General features: G+C 30.2%; 12 protein-coding genes, 1 tRNA gene and 1 riboswitch. Of the genes, 12 read left to right on the plus strand and 1 reads right to left on the minus strand.

From position 1 onward, the window contains the following. Positions 1–134: 134 nt before the first annotated feature. The 9 genes from I6E17_RS04540 (at position 135) to I6E17_RS04580 (ending at position 12,104) form a co-directional block, all read left to right on the plus strand. A tRNA-Asn gene (locus I6E17_RS04540) sits at positions 135–210 on the plus strand. A gap of 194 nt (positions 211–404) precedes the next feature. After that, the gene (locus I6E17_RS04545) at positions 405–1,634 is read left to right on the plus strand and encodes an FtsW/RodA/SpoVE family cell cycle protein (RefSeq protein WP_235235849.1); all 1,230 of its coding nucleotides are present in this window, start codon (positions 405–407) and stop codon (positions 1,632–1,634) included. 42 nt (positions 1,635–1,676) lie between these two features. Continuing rightward, positions 1,677–1,877, plus strand: a complete 201-nt coding sequence (locus tag I6E17_RS04550; protein WP_176829462.1) for a DUF896 domain-containing protein — start codon at positions 1,677–1,679, stop codon at positions 1,875–1,877. A gap of 12 nt (positions 1,878–1,889) precedes the next feature. Further along, positions 1,890–3,281, plus strand: coding sequence for an asparagine--tRNA ligase (gene asnS / locus I6E17_RS04555; protein WP_235235850.1), 1,392 nt, complete (start codon positions 1,890–1,892; stop codon positions 3,279–3,281). A gap of 32 nt (positions 3,282–3,313) precedes the next feature. Continuing rightward, complete coding sequence (locus tag I6E17_RS04560; RefSeq protein ID WP_176829460.1) at positions 3,314–4,339, plus strand: alpha/beta hydrolase; 1,026 nt, start codon at positions 3,314–3,316, stop codon at positions 4,337–4,339. A 100-nt stretch (positions 4,340–4,439) separates the two neighbouring features. Further along, positions 4,440–4,745, plus strand: a complete 306-nt coding sequence (locus tag I6E17_RS04565) for a hypothetical protein (protein WP_235235851.1) — start codon at positions 4,440–4,442, stop codon at positions 4,743–4,745. Between the two features lie 21 nt (positions 4,746–4,766). Continuing rightward, positions 4,767–6,572, plus strand: coding sequence for a glycosyltransferase (locus tag I6E17_RS04570; protein ID WP_235235853.1), 1,806 nt, complete (start codon positions 4,767–4,769; stop codon positions 6,570–6,572). Between the two features lies 1 nt (position 6,573). Next, positions 6,574–7,320, plus strand: coding sequence for a MipA/OmpV family protein (locus I6E17_RS04575; protein ID WP_176829457.1), 747 nt, complete (start codon positions 6,574–6,576; stop codon positions 7,318–7,320). A gap of 485 nt (positions 7,321–7,805) precedes the next feature. Next, complete coding sequence (locus I6E17_RS04580; protein ID WP_235235855.1) at positions 7,806–12,104, plus strand: autotransporter outer membrane beta-barrel domain-containing protein; 4,299 nt, start codon at positions 7,806–7,808, stop codon at positions 12,102–12,104. 140 nt (positions 12,105–12,244) lie between these two features. On the opposite strand, the gene metK is transcribed toward I6E17_RS04580, so the two are convergent. Continuing rightward, entirely contained in the window at positions 12,245–13,399 is a 1,155-nt protein-coding gene (gene metK, locus I6E17_RS04585) for a methionine adenosyltransferase (protein WP_176829456.1), read from the minus strand. A 103-nt stretch (positions 13,400–13,502) separates the two neighbouring features. Beyond that, positions 13,503–13,589, minus strand: a riboswitch (SAM riboswitch). Between the two features lie 198 nt (positions 13,590–13,787). Here metK and rimP point away from each other — a divergent pair. Genes rimP through I6E17_RS04600 form a run of 3 tightly spaced genes read left to right on the plus strand, consistent with a single transcriptional unit; the run spans position 13,788 to position 15,899 of the window. Then, on the plus strand, positions 13,788–14,261 hold the full coding sequence (gene rimP / locus I6E17_RS04590) for a ribosome maturation factor RimP (RefSeq protein WP_176829455.1): 474 nt from the start codon (positions 13,788–13,790) through the stop codon (positions 14,259–14,261). Between the two features lie 23 nt (positions 14,262–14,284). After that, positions 14,285–15,385 carry a transcription termination factor NusA gene (gene nusA, locus I6E17_RS04595; RefSeq protein ID WP_176829454.1) on the plus strand — a complete coding sequence of 367 codons (1,101 nt, stop codon included), beginning with the start codon at positions 14,285–14,287 and terminating at the stop codon, positions 15,383–15,385. Next, the gene (locus I6E17_RS04600; RefSeq protein ID WP_235235857.1) at positions 15,375–15,899 is read left to right on the plus strand and encodes a DUF448 domain-containing protein; all 525 of its coding nucleotides are present in this window, start codon (positions 15,375–15,377) and stop codon (positions 15,897–15,899) included. Before nusA ends, I6E17_RS04600 begins: the two co-directional genes overlap by 11 nt.

The following is a 15,899-nucleotide window of genomic DNA, read 5'->3' on the forward strand; positions in this document are numbered from 1 at the left end:
AACCTAGAAGTTAAGCCTGTAAACGCTGAAAGTACTTAGGGGGCAGCCCTTTGGGAGGATAGGAACTTGCCAATCTTTTACTAAATCTTGAAACAGTTTTTCCGACAGGATTAAACAAAAGTTTCGAGACAGGTGCTTCTTTAGCTCAGTCGGTAGAGCACACGACTGTTAATCGTGTTGTCGTTGGTTCAAGTCCAACAAGAAGCGCCATTTTTTATTTTTTGGAAAAAATATTTTAATATAAAAAGCAGTTGTATTCAGAAGTATAAAATTTATTTTTATAAATTCTGCAGCTGCTTTTTTATTTTATTAATTTATTAAAATACCTAAAAAATAAAGTCTCTACATATGAAAATATGCTATAATATTATTTGAAATATTGAGAGCGGGGAAATAATGATAATATGAAAATTGAGAATAAAAGTATTTATCATCAGCACAATGAAATAGATGAAAATATCCAAAAAAAAGCTGAAGGCATAAGAATAAGAAGAAGAAACAGAAGTATTCTTTTAATTATGGCAATACTTATTATTTTAAGTATTCTTAATATGTTAAGTGTAGGATTTTATAAAGAAGATTTATTTAGTGTAAAAAAGCATATACTTATAATGGGAGTTGCTTTAGGAACAGCACTTGTTCCTGCTGTTATGAGTTATCAAGTATATAAAAAACCTTTTATGAAAGGAATGCTTTTTTTATTATCAATAGGTATACTTATTTTTATTATAATAGGACCTAAAAGTATTGTAAAAACAGTTAATGGTGCAAGTGGTTGGATAAACCTTGGAATTACTACTGTACAGCCAGCTGAAATACTGAAAATTCCTTTTATAATTCTTCTTGCAAATGTTTTGGCAAAGGGTGAAGAAAAGAATCTCCCAGCAAAAACTGTAGTATTTAATTCAGCATTAATTTTTGGAATATTTGCTATATTAATATGCCGTCAAAATGACCTTGGAACAGTTATTCATTATGGAGCAATTTATATTTTTATGCTTTTTCTAACTAGAATAGATAAGAAAATAATAACAGGAACAGTTGCTATTGGTGGAATTTTGGCTGCAGCAGGAAGTTATTTTATAGTTAACTATGGAGATAAAATAGATGGTGGCTATAAAGTAGAAAGAATTAAAATATTTTTAGAAGGGCTTATAACAGATAAATATATAGGAAATGCAGATATAGGATATCAAGTTGGACAATCACTTCTTGCTTTTGGGAATGGAGGACTTTTAGGAAGATCTTATGGAAATGGAGTACAGAAATATAATTATCTTCCTGAAATACATACAGACTTTATAATGGCATTATTTGGTGAAGAAATGGGATTTATAGGAGTAATTTTAGTTATAGTATTATTTTTTACTCTTTATAATCTCATTGTTGAAACAGGAATAAGCTGCAAAAATAGTTTTGGTCGTTATCTTGCTCTTGGTGTAGGAGGATATATAATAAGTCAGTTTTTAATAAATATATTTGTAGCTTTAGGTCTTCTTCCTGTGTTTGGTATTCCAATGCCTGTATTTAGCTATGGAGGAAGTTCTCTTATAACTATATTTGCAGGAATAGGAATAGTTATTAATATAAATAAGAGTATGTTTGACAAGAAACAAAATAAAATGTATAATTAGCAATATGATTTATGCTTATTTAAAAGCGAATAGGAGAAAAAAATGGAAATGAAGGAAATAATAGAAAAAATAAATTATTTTTCTAAACTTGCAAAAACAAGACCTCTGACAGAAGAAGAGGCAGATGAAAGACATAAATACAGACAGCTTTACCTTGAAAAATTTAGAGCACAGGTAAAAGCTCAGCTTGATAATATTGAAATAGTAGACGACACAACAGAAGATAAAGAAAAACTAAATTAGGGGGATAATTTTATGTGCAAGACAACAGTAAGAAACTTATACAGAAATGAAAAAGAGTTTCTTGGAAAAGAAATAGAAGTTTCAGGTTGGGTAAGAAAACTTAGAGATCAGAAAAACTTTGGATTTATAGAACTTAATGACGGTTCTTTTTTCAAAGGAATACAAGTTGTATATGATACAGAACTTGAAAATTTTGAAGAGATTTCACACCTTTCAATTTCATCTTCAATAACAGTAAGAGGAATATTTAAAGAATCAGAAGGAAAAGGACAGGCAACAGAAATAAAAGCTACAGATGTAAAAATAATTCAAAAAGCCTCTCTAGACTATCCACTTCAAAATAAAAGACAGTCTTTTGAATATTTAAGAGAAATAGCTCATTTAAGACCAAGAACAAATACATTTGCAGCTGTATTCAGAGTAAGATCTGTACTTGCTTATGCAATTCACAAATTTTTCCAAGAACAAGGATTTGTTTATACTCACACTCCAATTATAACAGGTTCTGATGCTGAAGGAGCAGGAGAAATGTTCAGAGTAACAACTCTTGATTTCAATAATCTTCCTAAAACAGAAGCAGGAGCAGTTGACAACTCTAAAGATTTCTTTGGAAAATCAACTAACTTAACAGTAAGTGGACAATTAAATGGAGAAACTTATTGTTCAGCATTCAGAAATATATATACATTTGGACCTACATTCAGAGCAGAAAATTCTAATACTTCAAGACATGCTGCAGAATTCTGGATGATAGAACCTGAAATTGCTTTCGCAGACTTAAATGCAAATATGGATTTAGGGGAAGCAATGATAAAATATATTATAAAATATGTTATGGATGAATGTCCTGAAGAAATGGCATTCTTCAATCAATTTATAGAAAAAGGTCTTATAGATAAATTAAATAATGTTTTAAATAATGAATTTGCAAGAGTTACTTATACAGAAGCTATAGATATTCTTCTTGCTTCAGGACAAAAATTCAGTTATCCTGTAAAATGGGGAATAGATTTACAAAGTGAACATGAAAGATTCCTTGCAGAAAAACATTTTGGAAAACCTGTATTTTTAACAGATTATCCAAAAGATATAAAAGCTTTCTATATGAAACTTAATGAAGACGGAAAAACAGTAAGAGCAATGGATCTTCTTGCTCCAGGTATAGGAGAAATAATAGGAGGATCTCAAAGAGAGGATGATCTTGAAGCTCTTGAAAAAAGAATGGATGAAGTGGGACTTAAAAAAGAAGATTACAGTTTCTATCTTGATTTAAGAAGATTTGGAAGTTTCCCTCACTCAGGATATGGACTTGGATTTGAAAGAATGATGATGTATATTACAGGTATGACTAATATAAGAGATGTAATACCATTCCCAAGAACTCCAGGAAATGCAGCATTCTAATAAAATAAACTAAAATATAAAGGAGATGAAAAATGGCACTTAATATATTAATAATATTGGCAGTTTTTTCTCTCCTTTTTTATATTGTTACATATCCTTATGATTTTAAACTTGAGAGAAAACTGAAAAGAGTAAAAAGTTTTTCTGAAGTGAGTTATGTAAGTAAAGAAGATAAATGTTTTAAAAAATATGATTTTGATAAGATAGATGAGTATCTTAACATAGAAGAAAAATTTTTAGACAGTGTTCATGTAGATGAAAAAATGAGATATATTCTTGTTACACCGAAAGGAAAAATAAAAGAAGATACTCCTTGTCTTTTTCTTCTTCATGGAATAAGGGATTATCCTGAAGATTGGATAAACAGAGCATGTCTTCTTGAAAATTATCTAACTTTAAGAGAAATAAATCTTATAGATGATATTATCTTTATACTTCCTGCTTCTGGATATAATGGTGAAAGCTGGTATACAAATTTTTTCAAAGATCCAAAGCATAAATATGAAGATTATTTTACTGGTGAACTTTATGAAGAAGCCAGAAAAATATCTCCTAAAGGAAAAATAGGAATAGCAGGTTTTTCAATGGGAGGATATGGAGCATTTAAATTAGGATTTATGCATCCAGAAAAATACAGTGTAGTAGGAAGTTTTTCAGGAGCTGTGAGTCTTATAAGAATGAGTGTAAATAGAAGAGTAATGAGAATAATGAGGTATGTATATATACCTAAGTTTCTTTTTAATGATGTTGATAAATCTCTTTTTATAAGAATATTTAGTTCATGGGGATGGAGAATTTTAAAGCAAGATCCTTACAGCATAATAAAGGTTATTGATCCAAAGAGACTTAAAGGAAAAAAGTTTTATATAAGTGTAGGAGCTGAGGATAAAAAACCTTATCTTATGCTTCAGCAGTGGATAGATATAGTAGGAAGATTAAAAAAATATCAAGTAGACTTTAAAGGATATATATATAAAGATGAAGTTCATACATGGGAATATATTTCAAAGGATCTTCCGAATTTTATTTGTTATTTTAACAGGGAAATAAAAAGATAAAACAGGTTGACTGGATGGTCGTAATATGGTATGCTATCATTGAAAATGACTGTTCAGTCATAAATTTTTATATTTACAAATAAAAGACAGGCAGGAATTAATGAAGAAAAATATATTGGCAGTGGTTTTATCTGTAACATTTTTTTCATGTGCCTCATTATCATATAATTATGATCAGTTTGAATTTGTAGATGAATACAATAAAACTGTAAAATATTTTGATAGAGTTGTGGAATCTCCAATAAAAAAATCGGATTTAAGAAAACTGAGAAGAAGATTTAATTTTCTTCGCAATCAGCTTTATAAAAATAATGAGAATTATGAGCGTATTAATGAAATGACAGTAAAATCTTATAGTGAAAAAATAGAAGAATATCTAATGTTTGTAGAAGACTTAAGTGATTAACTTTTATAAAACGGAGGAATAATGAATATATTAATGGCACTTTCTCAGCTTGAAGTTACAGGTGCAGAAGTATATGCAGTAAATCTTGCAAATGAACTTATAAAAAGAGGAAATAATGTATATATAGTATCTGATACTTTAACTAAAGAAACAGAAGCTGAGTATTTTAAAATAGAATTTAATAAAAGAAAATTATCACAGAGAATAAAGCATATAAAAGAGCTTTTAAGAATAATAAAAGAAAAAGATATTCATGTGGTTCATGCTCATTCAAGAGCATCTTCATGGAGTTCTATGATAGCATGTAAAATAGCAGGAATACCTCTTGTGACAACTACTCATGGAAAACAGCCAGTTCACTTGAGCAGAAAACTTGTAAAAGGGTTTGGAGACTATTCTTTGGCAGTTTGTGAAAATGTTTATGAGCAGATGGCAGAAGAACTTCATTTTAAAAAAGAAAAAATAGAAGTTTTAAGAAATCCTGTAAATTGTGAGGAATATAGTTTTTCTGAAGTAGAAAAAGAAAAAGGAAAAACAGTGGTTTCTATTATAGGAAGACTTTCAGGCCCTAAAGGAGATGTTACTTATAATCTTTTAAAGGAGCTTATTAAAAATGATGGGTATAATATCCGTGTAATAGGTGGGAAAGATATTCCTGAAAGATTTAAGCAATTTAAAGAAAAAGTAAATTTCATGGGATATATAAATAATGTATCTGAAGAAATTTCAAAATCTCATGTAGTAATAGGGGCAGGAAGAGTAGCTGTAGAAGGGATTCTTTCTGGAACACCTGTAATAGCAGTTGGAGAATCAGAATATATAGGTGTTGTATCAGAAAATACAATTTCAGAAGGATTAAAAAGTAATTTCGGAGATATTGGAAATATAGATTCTAAAGATATTGTTGATGTAAGTACAGTTAATAAAGATATAGAACTTTGCCTTGCTAAAAGCAGAGAGGAACTTTTAAGACTAAGAAATATAGTTCGTGAAAATTTCTCATTTGAAAAAATTGTTGATAGAATAGAAAAAATTTATTCAAAACAATATGTTCTTAAGAAAAAATATGAAATGCCTGTAATTATGTATCATAGAGTTATTGAGGACAGAGACGAGGAAAAAGGTGTTCATGGAACATATATTACAGTTGAAAAATTTGAAGAGCATATGAAATATCTTAAAGATAAAGGATATCAGACTGTAACTTTTGAAGATTTAAAAAATGGGAATTACAGACATAGATTTGATAAAGGAAATAAATGGATTGTTCTTACATTTGATGACGGATATAAAGATAATTATACTCATGCTTTCCCTATATTAAAAAAATATGGTTTTAAAAGTGTGATATATCTTCTTGGAACTTTAAAATATAATAAATGGGATGTGGATAATCCTGAAAATCCTGAAAAGAAATTTCCTTTAATGGATGATAATGAAATTCTTGAAATGCAGGAATATGGAATTGAATTTGGCGGACATTCTATGACACATTCAAAAATGAGCAGAATTGATAAAAATATTGCTCATGAAGAAATTGTTGAATCAAGAGATATTTTAGAGAAAAAGCTTGGTAAAAAAATGAATTGTTTTGCATATCCTTATGGTGATAGAGATGAAGGAGTGAAAGAGTTTGTAAAAGAAGAGGGATATGAATTTGCAGTTGCAACAGACAGTGGAGACATATCTTTTCAGGAAGATTTATATAATATAAGGCGTATAGGTATTTTTCCTACAAATGGGCTTAGAAGTTTTAAGAGAAAAACAAGTGGAAAATATAATTTTATAAAAATAAAAAGAGAGCAGAGAGCATCAGGAGGGAAATAAAATGAAAAAGGCAGCTTTATTTTTATGTGGAATGGTACTAGCAGGGCAGGCAGCTTTTGCAAATAGTATAGGTATAGGATATGGAGCAACAACAGAACTTTATAAAAGTGATGAAAATGGTTATGTTCTTCCTATGATAGATTTAGAATATGATAACTTCTTCTTAAAAGGAGCAACAGTCAATGGATTTAGTTTCGGATATAATGTTTATCAAGATGATTTTTATACATTATCACTTTATGTAAAACCATTTGGTGGATACAAAATGGATGCAGATGATATGAAACATGGTTATAGAAATATTGATGACAGAGATCATAAAGTTATGGGAGGAGCAGAAGTAACTATTTATACAGGACTTTATGATATTGAAATGCTTGCTTCTGTTGATTATGGAAAAGAAGGTGGAAATGTTTTATTCCAGCTTAACAGACCTTATTATGTAAATTCAAAACTTACATTAATTCCTTCTGCAAACTTTGTATATTTTAACTCTGACTACATTGACTACTACTTTGGTGTAAGTCAAAGTGAAGCTTTAAGAAATTCTGGAATAAACAGAAGCTATGAAGGAGACAGTGCTTATACAATAGGTCTTAATTTAACAGGTTCTTACAGACTTACAGATAGTTTCTCTTTAATGGGATTTGCAGGAGTGAACAGAGTGTCAAAAGAGATAAAAAATTCTCCTATAGTTGATGATGATATTGTTTATTTCGTAGGAACAGGACTTATTTATACATTCTAAAATAAATCCAAAAGAAAAATTTAGAAAAAATAGTTTTTAAAGAAGTAGATTTAGAATTCATAAGTATATTAAACAAAAGAAAAGCGCGATTGATAATCGCGCTATTTTTGTATAAGAATGTATTTTATGATTTTTTCAGGAAATTTTGAGCTAAAATAAAATATTTTGATTTATATTTAAATTTTTTTTATAAAAGGACTTGATAATTTTTTTATTTAGGCATATAATAAGAAAAAAGATAGGCATAGAAGTGTAGAAAAACTTAAAAGTTATTAAACTAAAAGCATGAAAAGAAATTTTCATGCTTTTTTTGGCTTTTTTACAAAAAAGTATCAAAAGAATATGAAAATTTCTTCCTATCTTTTATGTTTAAATTTTTTTAAATATTTATACAATTATGCATTATTTTTTTCTTTTGGGTTAAAGAGATTTTATTTTTTTGTATGTAAAAACTTTTATTAAAATCAAGAAGGGGGATTTTGTTTATGAACAATTATGTTAGCACAGAAAAATCATTGAAAAGATGGTTAAAAACGAGAGTAAAAGTAACAATGGCAACTGTAGTAGGATTCCTTATTGCAGGAACTGTAGCATTTGGAGCTACTGTAACAGGTGTTGGAGCAGAGGGAACAGCAACAAATGATGTAACTGAAATAACAGATAAATTTTTCTTAGATAATAATCTAGGAGTACACATTAATACAGGTAGTAATGGAGAAAAGCGTTTTTCTGCAATAAACATAGCGAAAGGTAATGATAAAAATGAGATAACAGCAAAAGGTACTCTTCAGTCAAAAAATGAAAAATCATGGTTAATGACAGTTACAGATGGAATAACATTAACAATAGAAAAAGATGCTGTATTAAGTGGAAAAAATCTTAGTAGAACAACTTTAAATTTATTTGGAACTACAACTACAACTAATAACGGAACAATAGAAAAAGCTGAAAATGGTTGGGCAGCAATAACAATTTCTGGAGCAAAAGAAGAAGCAAAAGCAACTTTTACAAATAATGGAACTGTAAAAGGCGATATTAATGTAGAAGATAATATTATTCTTACTAATACAGGAGTAATAGAAGGAAAAATATATGCTGATAAAGAGGATGGAAATAAAGCTATAACTTTAAGTGGAGAAAAAGCTAAAGTAGGTGCAATTGAGTTAAAAGGAACAGGAAATACTTTAGAAATAAAAGATGGAGTTAATGATACAATAGATAATGTTACAGGTGTAGATAAAATAAATGTAACAGGAAGTAATATAGTTATTTCTTCAGGAAAGATGGAAACTGCTTTATATGATGGAGCTTTATTAGCTATAAATAATTCCAACTTAGATATAAATGTTGATATTACAGGAAAAGGAGAGAAAGATGGTACTTCTTCTTTAATTACTAACTACGGGAAAGAAGCAAAAGAATATAAATTAATAAACAGAGGAAATTTAACTTCTGAAAATGCTAAAAATGCTATTTATACAAATGCTTCAAATGGTGCAAAAATGTTAGTTGAAAATACAGGAGATATAACTATTGGTAACGAAGGATGGAGTAATGCATTAAATGGTAAATTTGATGCAAATTCAGGTTCTGAAATTACAATAGTTAATACTGGAAAAATAGCAATAAAATCTGGATCAGCAATGGATATCACTAATGCAGGTGACAATACTAATAATGCTAACAAAGGAACACTATTAAATAAAGGAACAATAGAAGTTTCAGGAGGAGTTGGAATAATAGCTACAGGAGCAGGAGTAACAGGAATAAATGAAAATGTTATTACTGTCAATGGAGAAGGATATGGATTAAAAGCTTCTAATGGTGCAACTGTAGAAAATAAAGGAATTATTAACTTAGTACCTACTCCAGTTTCTGAAAAAGAAGGTGAAATAAAATTAGCATATGCTATTCTTGGAAAAACTGATGAAGAAGAAGGAGGAACCTTTATTAACTCTGCAGATATTAATGTGGCAGCAGGAACAACTTTAGTAAAAGTGGAAGACTTAACAGGTTCTTCATTTATCAACAATGCAAAAGTATCAGTTGCTAAAGATGGACATTTATTTATTGTACCTGAAATAAATTCTGCAACATTAAGAGCTGAAGAAGAAGTTTTCAAAATTACTAATGATGGAGTAATAGAATTAGCAAATGGTGCTGTTGGAGGAACTGGTAAAGTAGACTTTACTAACCAATCAGGAGCTAAACTTGTTCTTGGAGAAAAAGCTACTTTAGGTGGAGAAGGAAGTTCATTTACAAATGTCGGAACAGCAGAATTTGGAAAAGATGCAAAAATTTCTGAGAAAGCTGAGTTTGAAGGAAATACTGGTATTCTTAAAGTAAACGGAGTAGATTTATCTAAAGTTGGAGAAGGTTTAGAAGGAGATAAATTAACAGTAGTTCAATTAAAAGCAATTGTAAAAGCTATTGGTGGAAATGACAAATCTCTAGAAGGAATAACTGAAGATACTTTAAAAGGAAATATGGGTATTGTTACTGCATATGATGAAAAAGGAAACCAAGTGGTACAAATAGTTGGTGGAAATGAATTAGAACATGGTGGAGATGCAGGAATAATATTTGGTGACGGAAATAATGGTCAAGCTTATAAAGTAATAGGAAAAGCAATTGAAATAACTGGTGGAGAAGCTTCAGGAAAAGTACTTAATATTGTTTCTAAAGATACTCCAGCAGCAGGAGAAGGACAAAAACCTACAAAAGGAAATGCAGGTACTCTTAATATAACAGATGATACAACACTTTCTAATTTTGTAATCAATATAGAAGATACAGAATTAACTAAAGGTTCTGGAATTGTATTGGGAGCAGGAGTATCAGGAAATAATAATGTTTTAACACTAAAAGATTCTACAGTAAATGCAGATAAAACTGAAACAGCTATAAAACTTGATTCTTATTCTACTTTAAAACTTGACAATACAACTGTATTAGGAAATATTGGTGATAGTAATAAAGGAGGAGTTGAAACAGCTGGAAAAACTACAATAAATGGAAAAGTTAAGGTTGGAAGATTAACAACAGATGGAAATACAATATTTGAAAAAGCAGTAACAGTTGGTTCAGCTGGATCAAATGGAATAACAACAAATGGAACAACATGGTTTAAAGATGCAGTAACAACTACTGGAGGTTCATTTATTAAAACAAATGGAACTACATTATTTGATAAAGAAGTAACAGTTGCAGGAGCATTAACAACAAACGGAACTACTATCTTTAATGGAGATTTAACTACTGGAACAGGAGCAGCTTCTACAGTTTTAGGAGAAACATTTATTAATAAAAAATTAACTCTAGGTGCTGGCTTAACAGTTGGAGATGGAATTGTTAAAAAAGTAGCTACAGATGCAACAGGAACATTAATATTAGATTCAAAAGCTGAAATAGTAACAGGAGATGCTTTAAAAACAATAACAGTTGAAGAAGATGGAAAATTAGTAGTTAAAGTTGGAGCAGAAAAAGATTCTTTTGGAAGATTGACAGAAAATGCTCTTAACAATGGAGAAAAATTTGGAACTGAAAAACAAGGAATAAAATTAGAAGGAACAGGAGAAGTTCAATTTACAACTGAAAACTTTACTGGTAAAGATGTAATAGTTGCAATTGATGGAGTAGCAAATAATGAAGCTGATTTTGAACAAATATCAGATGATTTAAAAGTTACTGCAAATTCAGATATTTATGTATTTGATAAAGCTTTATCAGATTCAGTTGATGGAATAGTATTTACATATGATACTGAATTATTTGAAGATGGAACTTTAAATAATATGAATAATCAAGCTTATAATGTTGGTTCAGAATATTTATCTCACAATAAAGCTGAAAGAGCAGACCAATTAGACAGATTATATTCTTCTAATATCTATGCTGAAACAGTAAGAGCTTCTTATGATATGTTCAAATTAAATGAAGATACAGCTCTTTCAATGAACACAGCAGCAAAAGCAGGAGAATTAGTAGCAGAAGGTAAAGCTCTATATTCTAAAACAGAATATGACAGAGATGGAATTTTAGGAGACAGAACTTCAGAAAATGAAACAACAGGACTTCTTGCTAACTTAGTTTACGGATTAGATGATAACTCATCATTAGGATTTGTATTCTCAGGAGCAAAACAAGATATAGATACAGACGGAGGAAATGCAGACGGAGATGCATTCTACTTTGGAGTATATAAAGATACAACAATAGGAAAAGCTCAAGTAAGAACAGGAGCAGCTTACCAATTAAATAAATTTGATGCGGATAATACAGCAGCATTAAAATCAACAGATGCTTCTTATGATTCAAATGCATACGGAGTATATAGCCAAGCAACATTTACAAATGATTTAGGAAATGGATTATCAATTCAACCTAAATTAAGAGCAGGATTAACTCGTATAGAACAAGAAGCAGTGAAAGATGCTTACTTTGGATTAGACGAAGCAGAAATCACAACATTTGATTTAACAGCAGGAGCAGATTTAGTAAAATCAGTTCAATTAGAAAAAGCATCAGCAGAATTTAAATTAGGTGCAGCTTATACTTATACAATGGGAGATACAGATAAAGACTTCAGAGGATCATTTAAAGGTGGAGCAGAAAGCTTTGATGTACTAGGAGCAGAAATAGCAGAAAATGTATTCTCAATCAACTTAGGAGCAGAAGTATCTTATGAAAGTGGATTCTTCTACAATGGTGGATTTACTTATGAATTCGGAAGCAATGAAACAGAAGCTTACGGTGTAACAGCAGGTGTAGGATATAAGTTCTAATAATAGAACTCCTTATATCATAAATAAAAATTCTCACAAAAACAGGGCTCAGAAAAATCTGAGTCCTGTTTTTTATTAATTAGGAAAGTATATTATATAAAAGAAAAGCGCGATGGGCAATCGCGCTTTCTGTTATATTTTTATTTGTTAAAATATTTTTTTAATTCTTCTGCTTTATTTAATTCTTCCCATGGAAGTTTTATATCTGTTCTTCCAATGTGACCAAATGCAGCAAGATCTTGATATTTAAATTCACAGCTTCTTAATTTAAGATCTCTTTCTATTCCTCTTGGTGTTAAATCAAATATTGATTTAACAGCATTTTCAAGTTCTATTACATCTACTTTTTCTGTTCCGAATGTCTCAACTTTTACTGATGTTGGTTCTGCAACTCCTATTGCATAAGAAAGCTGAACTTCACATTTATCTGCAAGATCAGCAGCAACTATATTTTTAGCAACCCATCTTGCAGCATAAGCAGCTGAACGGTCAACTTTTGAAGGATCTTTTCCAGAGAAAGCTCCTCCACCATGTCTGAAGTATCCACCATAAGTATCAACTATGATTTTTCTTCCTGTAAGTCCTGTATCTCCGTGAGGACCTCCAATTTCAAATCTTCCTGTTGGGTTTATGTGAACTTTTTTAACATCATCAAAGTTTAGGCTGTATCTAGCAAGAACAGGTCTTATTACAAATTCTTTTACATCGTGATGAATTTGTTCTTGTGTAACAAATTGATTATGTTGAACAGATACAACTACAGTATCTACAAACTGAACTTTTCCATTTCTGTCATAAGCAAGAGTAACTTGAGATTTAGCATCAGGTCTTGCCCATGTTAATGTATTATTTCTAGTAAGTCTTGTAAGTTCAACTAAAATTTCTCTTGCAAGAACAAGTGCAAGTGGCATAAGTTCAGGAGTTTCTTTTACAGCTCCTCCAAACATAATTCCTTGGTCTCCAGCTCCTCCAATATCAACACCCATGGCAATATCAGGTGATTGAGAGTGGATAGCATTTAAAACTCCACAGTCAGAGTCAAATCCCATACCAGGTTTATATCCTATTTCATCAATTTTTTTTCTTACAATATCTTGAATATCAACATAAGTTTTAGTAGTGATTTCTCCTCCTACAATAACTTGCCCAGTTGTACAGAATACTTCACAAGCAACTCTTGAATCAGGATCATTTGCAAGGCATGCATCAAGAACTGCATCAGAAATCTGATCAGAAATTTTATCAGGGTGTCCAGGTGACACAAATTCAGAAGTAAAATATGTTAAATTTTCCATTAAAAATCCTCCTCAAAGTAATAATAAATAAAAATAAATTTAGTCAGTAAATAAAAAATCCCTTTCATCAAAATGAAAGGGAACATAATAACATTACTATTTCCTTCCATCTGCTGGAATTAGCACCACACTATATAAGCAGGTTGCTGAGACTTCACAGGGCCGCTCCCTCTGTCTCTCTTGATGGTTCTCAATGATTATAATATTAAATACCATAAAAGTCAATAATAATTTTAAAAAAATTTGAAAAAAATATATAAATCGTTGCTTTTTTGGCTGTATCTATGATATAATTACTATGATAAATCATACTAGTTCGAGAAGAGTGGGGCAACCCACTCTTTATTTGTAGAATGAAAAAGTGAAAGAGAGGTGAAAGAATAAAAGTATGAAAGAAACAGTTGAAGAAACTATTGTTAAAATTGAAAAAGTAGTACTGCCGGTGCTTAAAGAAATGGAACTTGAATTGGTGGATGTTGAATATCTGCAAGAAGGTGGATATTGGTATGTAAGAATCTACATTGAAAAATTAGACGGAGATGTATCACTTGATGACTGTGCAAAAGTAAGTATGACAGTTGAAGATGATATAGACAGACTGATTGACAAGAAATTCTTTTTAGAGATCTCTTCTCCGGGAGTAGAAAGACCTCTTAAGAAAGAAAAAGATTTTGTAAGATTTACAGGTTCTAAAGTAAAAGTAAGTTTAAAACATAAAATAAATGAAAAGAAAAATTTTGAAGGGATATTGTCTAAATTTGAGGATGGTATTTTATTTCTGTCAGCAGATGATACAGAATTAGAAATCCCTTTTAAAGAGGTTAGAAAAGCAAACCTTGTTTATGACTTTAAGGATATTTAATGCCTAAATCAGGAGGAAGATTAATGAAAGGTAAAGACGCAAAAATATTTTTAGAAGCATTGGAAGAACTTGAAAAAGAAAAAGGGATAAGTAAAGAAAGTTTACTTGAAACTGTTGAGCAAGCTCTTCTTGCTGCTTATAAAAAACACTACGGTGACGAAGAAAAAGTTGAAGTAGAAATTGACAGAGAAACTGGAGAAATAGGAGTATTTGAAGTAAAAACTGTTGTAGAAGATGTTTACGATGCTGCTCTTGAAATTTCAGTTGAAGATGCAAGAGAGATTAAGAAAAGAGCTAAACCAGGAGACGAAGTAAAAATTGAAGTTAACTGTGAAGAGTTCAGAAGAAATGCTATTCAAAACGGAAAACAGATTGTTATTCAGAAAGTAAGAGAAGCTGAAAGACAAAATATATATGATAAATTTAAAGTTAAAGAAAAAGATATTATCAATGGAATTATAAGAAGAATTGACGAAAGAAAAAATATTTTTATAGAATTTGATGGAACAGAAGCTATTCTTCCTATGGCAGAACAATCTCCTGCAGATACTTACAGAGTAGGGGAAAGAATAAAAGTATATGTAGCTGAAGTTGAAAAAACAAATAAATTCCCTAAAATTGTAATATCAAGAAAAAATGAAGGGCTATTAAGAAAACTTTTTGAACTTGAAATTCCTGAAATAGCAGATGGATTAATTGAAATTAAATCTGTTGCAAGAGAAGCAGGATCAAGAGCAAAAATAGCTGTATATTCTGCTGATAAAAACATAGATACAGTAGGAGCATGTATAGGGCAAAAAGGTCTTAGAATCAAAAATATAGTTGATGAACTTAACGGAGAAAAAATTGATATTGTTGAATGGAAAGATTCAATAGAAGAGTTTGTATCAGCTGTTTTAAGTCCAGCAAAAGTAAATAGTGTAGAACTTCTTGAAGATGGAACAACTACAAGAGTAATAGTTGATCCTTCTCAGCTTTCTCTTGCTATTGGTAAAAATGGACAAAATGCAAGACTTGCTGCAAAACTTACAGGAATGAGAGTAGATATAAAAGTTAAAGAGGACTTAGAAAAAGCTGAAGAAGCAAAAACAGAGGAGCCTGCAGAAGAAAAAAATGAAGACTAATTCTGAAAGAATGTGTGTAATATGCAGAGAGAAAAAAAATAAAGCTGACCTTTTCAGAATTGTTGAAAAAGATGAAGAGGGAAAATTTATTCTTGATGAAAAGCAGACAGCCCAAAAAAGAGGGCAATATGTATGCAGAACACATGAATGTATAAACAGACTGTCAAAACATAAGAAAATAAAAGTGGAAATAGAAGATTTACTTAAAATGTTGAACTTGCTTAAAAAGGATACGAAAGACTATCTTAAGATTTTAAAAGCAATGAAGAATTCTCAGGAGCTTGTTTTTGGAATAAATATGATATTTGATGAAATAGAAAAAGTTCATTTTATCATAATAGCTGAAGATATAAGTGAAAGAAATGATAAACGCATTACAGCAAAAGCAAAGGAAAAAAATATTCCTTATGTCCATTATGGAAGAAAAAATGAACTTGGAGACATTTTCAATAAAGAGGAAATAAATGTAATTGCTGTTAAAAATAAGAAGGTAGCCCGTGGACTTATAGAGTAA

Source organism: Fusobacterium perfoetens (assembly GCF_021531595.1).
Taxonomy (GTDB): domain Bacteria; phylum Fusobacteriota; class Fusobacteriia; order Fusobacteriales; family Fusobacteriaceae; genus Fusobacterium_B.

Excerpts from the sequence above, each read along its gene's own strand:
- I6E17_RS04545 (WP_235235849.1), top strand. The coding sequence starts at position 405 with ATGAAAATTGAGAATAAAAGTATTTATCATCAGCACAATGAAATAGAT.
- I6E17_RS04550 (WP_176829462.1), top strand. The coding sequence starts at position 1,677 with ATGGAAATGAAGGAAATAATAGAAAAAATAAATTATTTTTCTAAACTT.
- asnS (WP_235235850.1), top strand. The coding sequence starts at position 1,890 with ATGTGCAAGACAACAGTAAGAAACTTATACAGAAATGAAAAAGAGTTT.
- I6E17_RS04560 (WP_176829460.1), top strand. The coding sequence starts at position 3,314 with ATGGCACTTAATATATTAATAATATTGGCAGTTTTTTCTCTCCTTTTT.
- I6E17_RS04565 (WP_235235851.1), top strand. The coding sequence starts at position 4,440 with ATGAAGAAAAATATATTGGCAGTGGTTTTATCTGTAACATTTTTTTCA.
- I6E17_RS04570 (WP_235235853.1), top strand. The coding sequence starts at position 4,767 with ATGAATATATTAATGGCACTTTCTCAGCTTGAAGTTACAGGTGCAGAA.
- I6E17_RS04575 (WP_176829457.1), top strand. The coding sequence starts at position 6,574 with ATGAAAAAGGCAGCTTTATTTTTATGTGGAATGGTACTAGCAGGGCAG.
- I6E17_RS04580 (WP_235235855.1), top strand. The coding sequence starts at position 7,806 with ATGAACAATTATGTTAGCACAGAAAAATCATTGAAAAGATGGTTAAAA.
- metK (WP_176829456.1), bottom strand. The coding sequence starts at position 13,399 with ATGGAAAATTTAACATATTTTACTTCTGAATTTGTGTCACCTGGACAC.
- rimP (WP_176829455.1), top strand. The coding sequence starts at position 13,788 with ATGAAAGAAACAGTTGAAGAAACTATTGTTAAAATTGAAAAAGTAGTA.
- nusA (WP_176829454.1), top strand. The coding sequence starts at position 14,285 with ATGAAAGGTAAAGACGCAAAAATATTTTTAGAAGCATTGGAAGAACTT.
- I6E17_RS04600 (WP_235235857.1), top strand. The coding sequence starts at position 15,375 with ATGAAGACTAATTCTGAAAGAATGTGTGTAATATGCAGAGAGAAAAAA.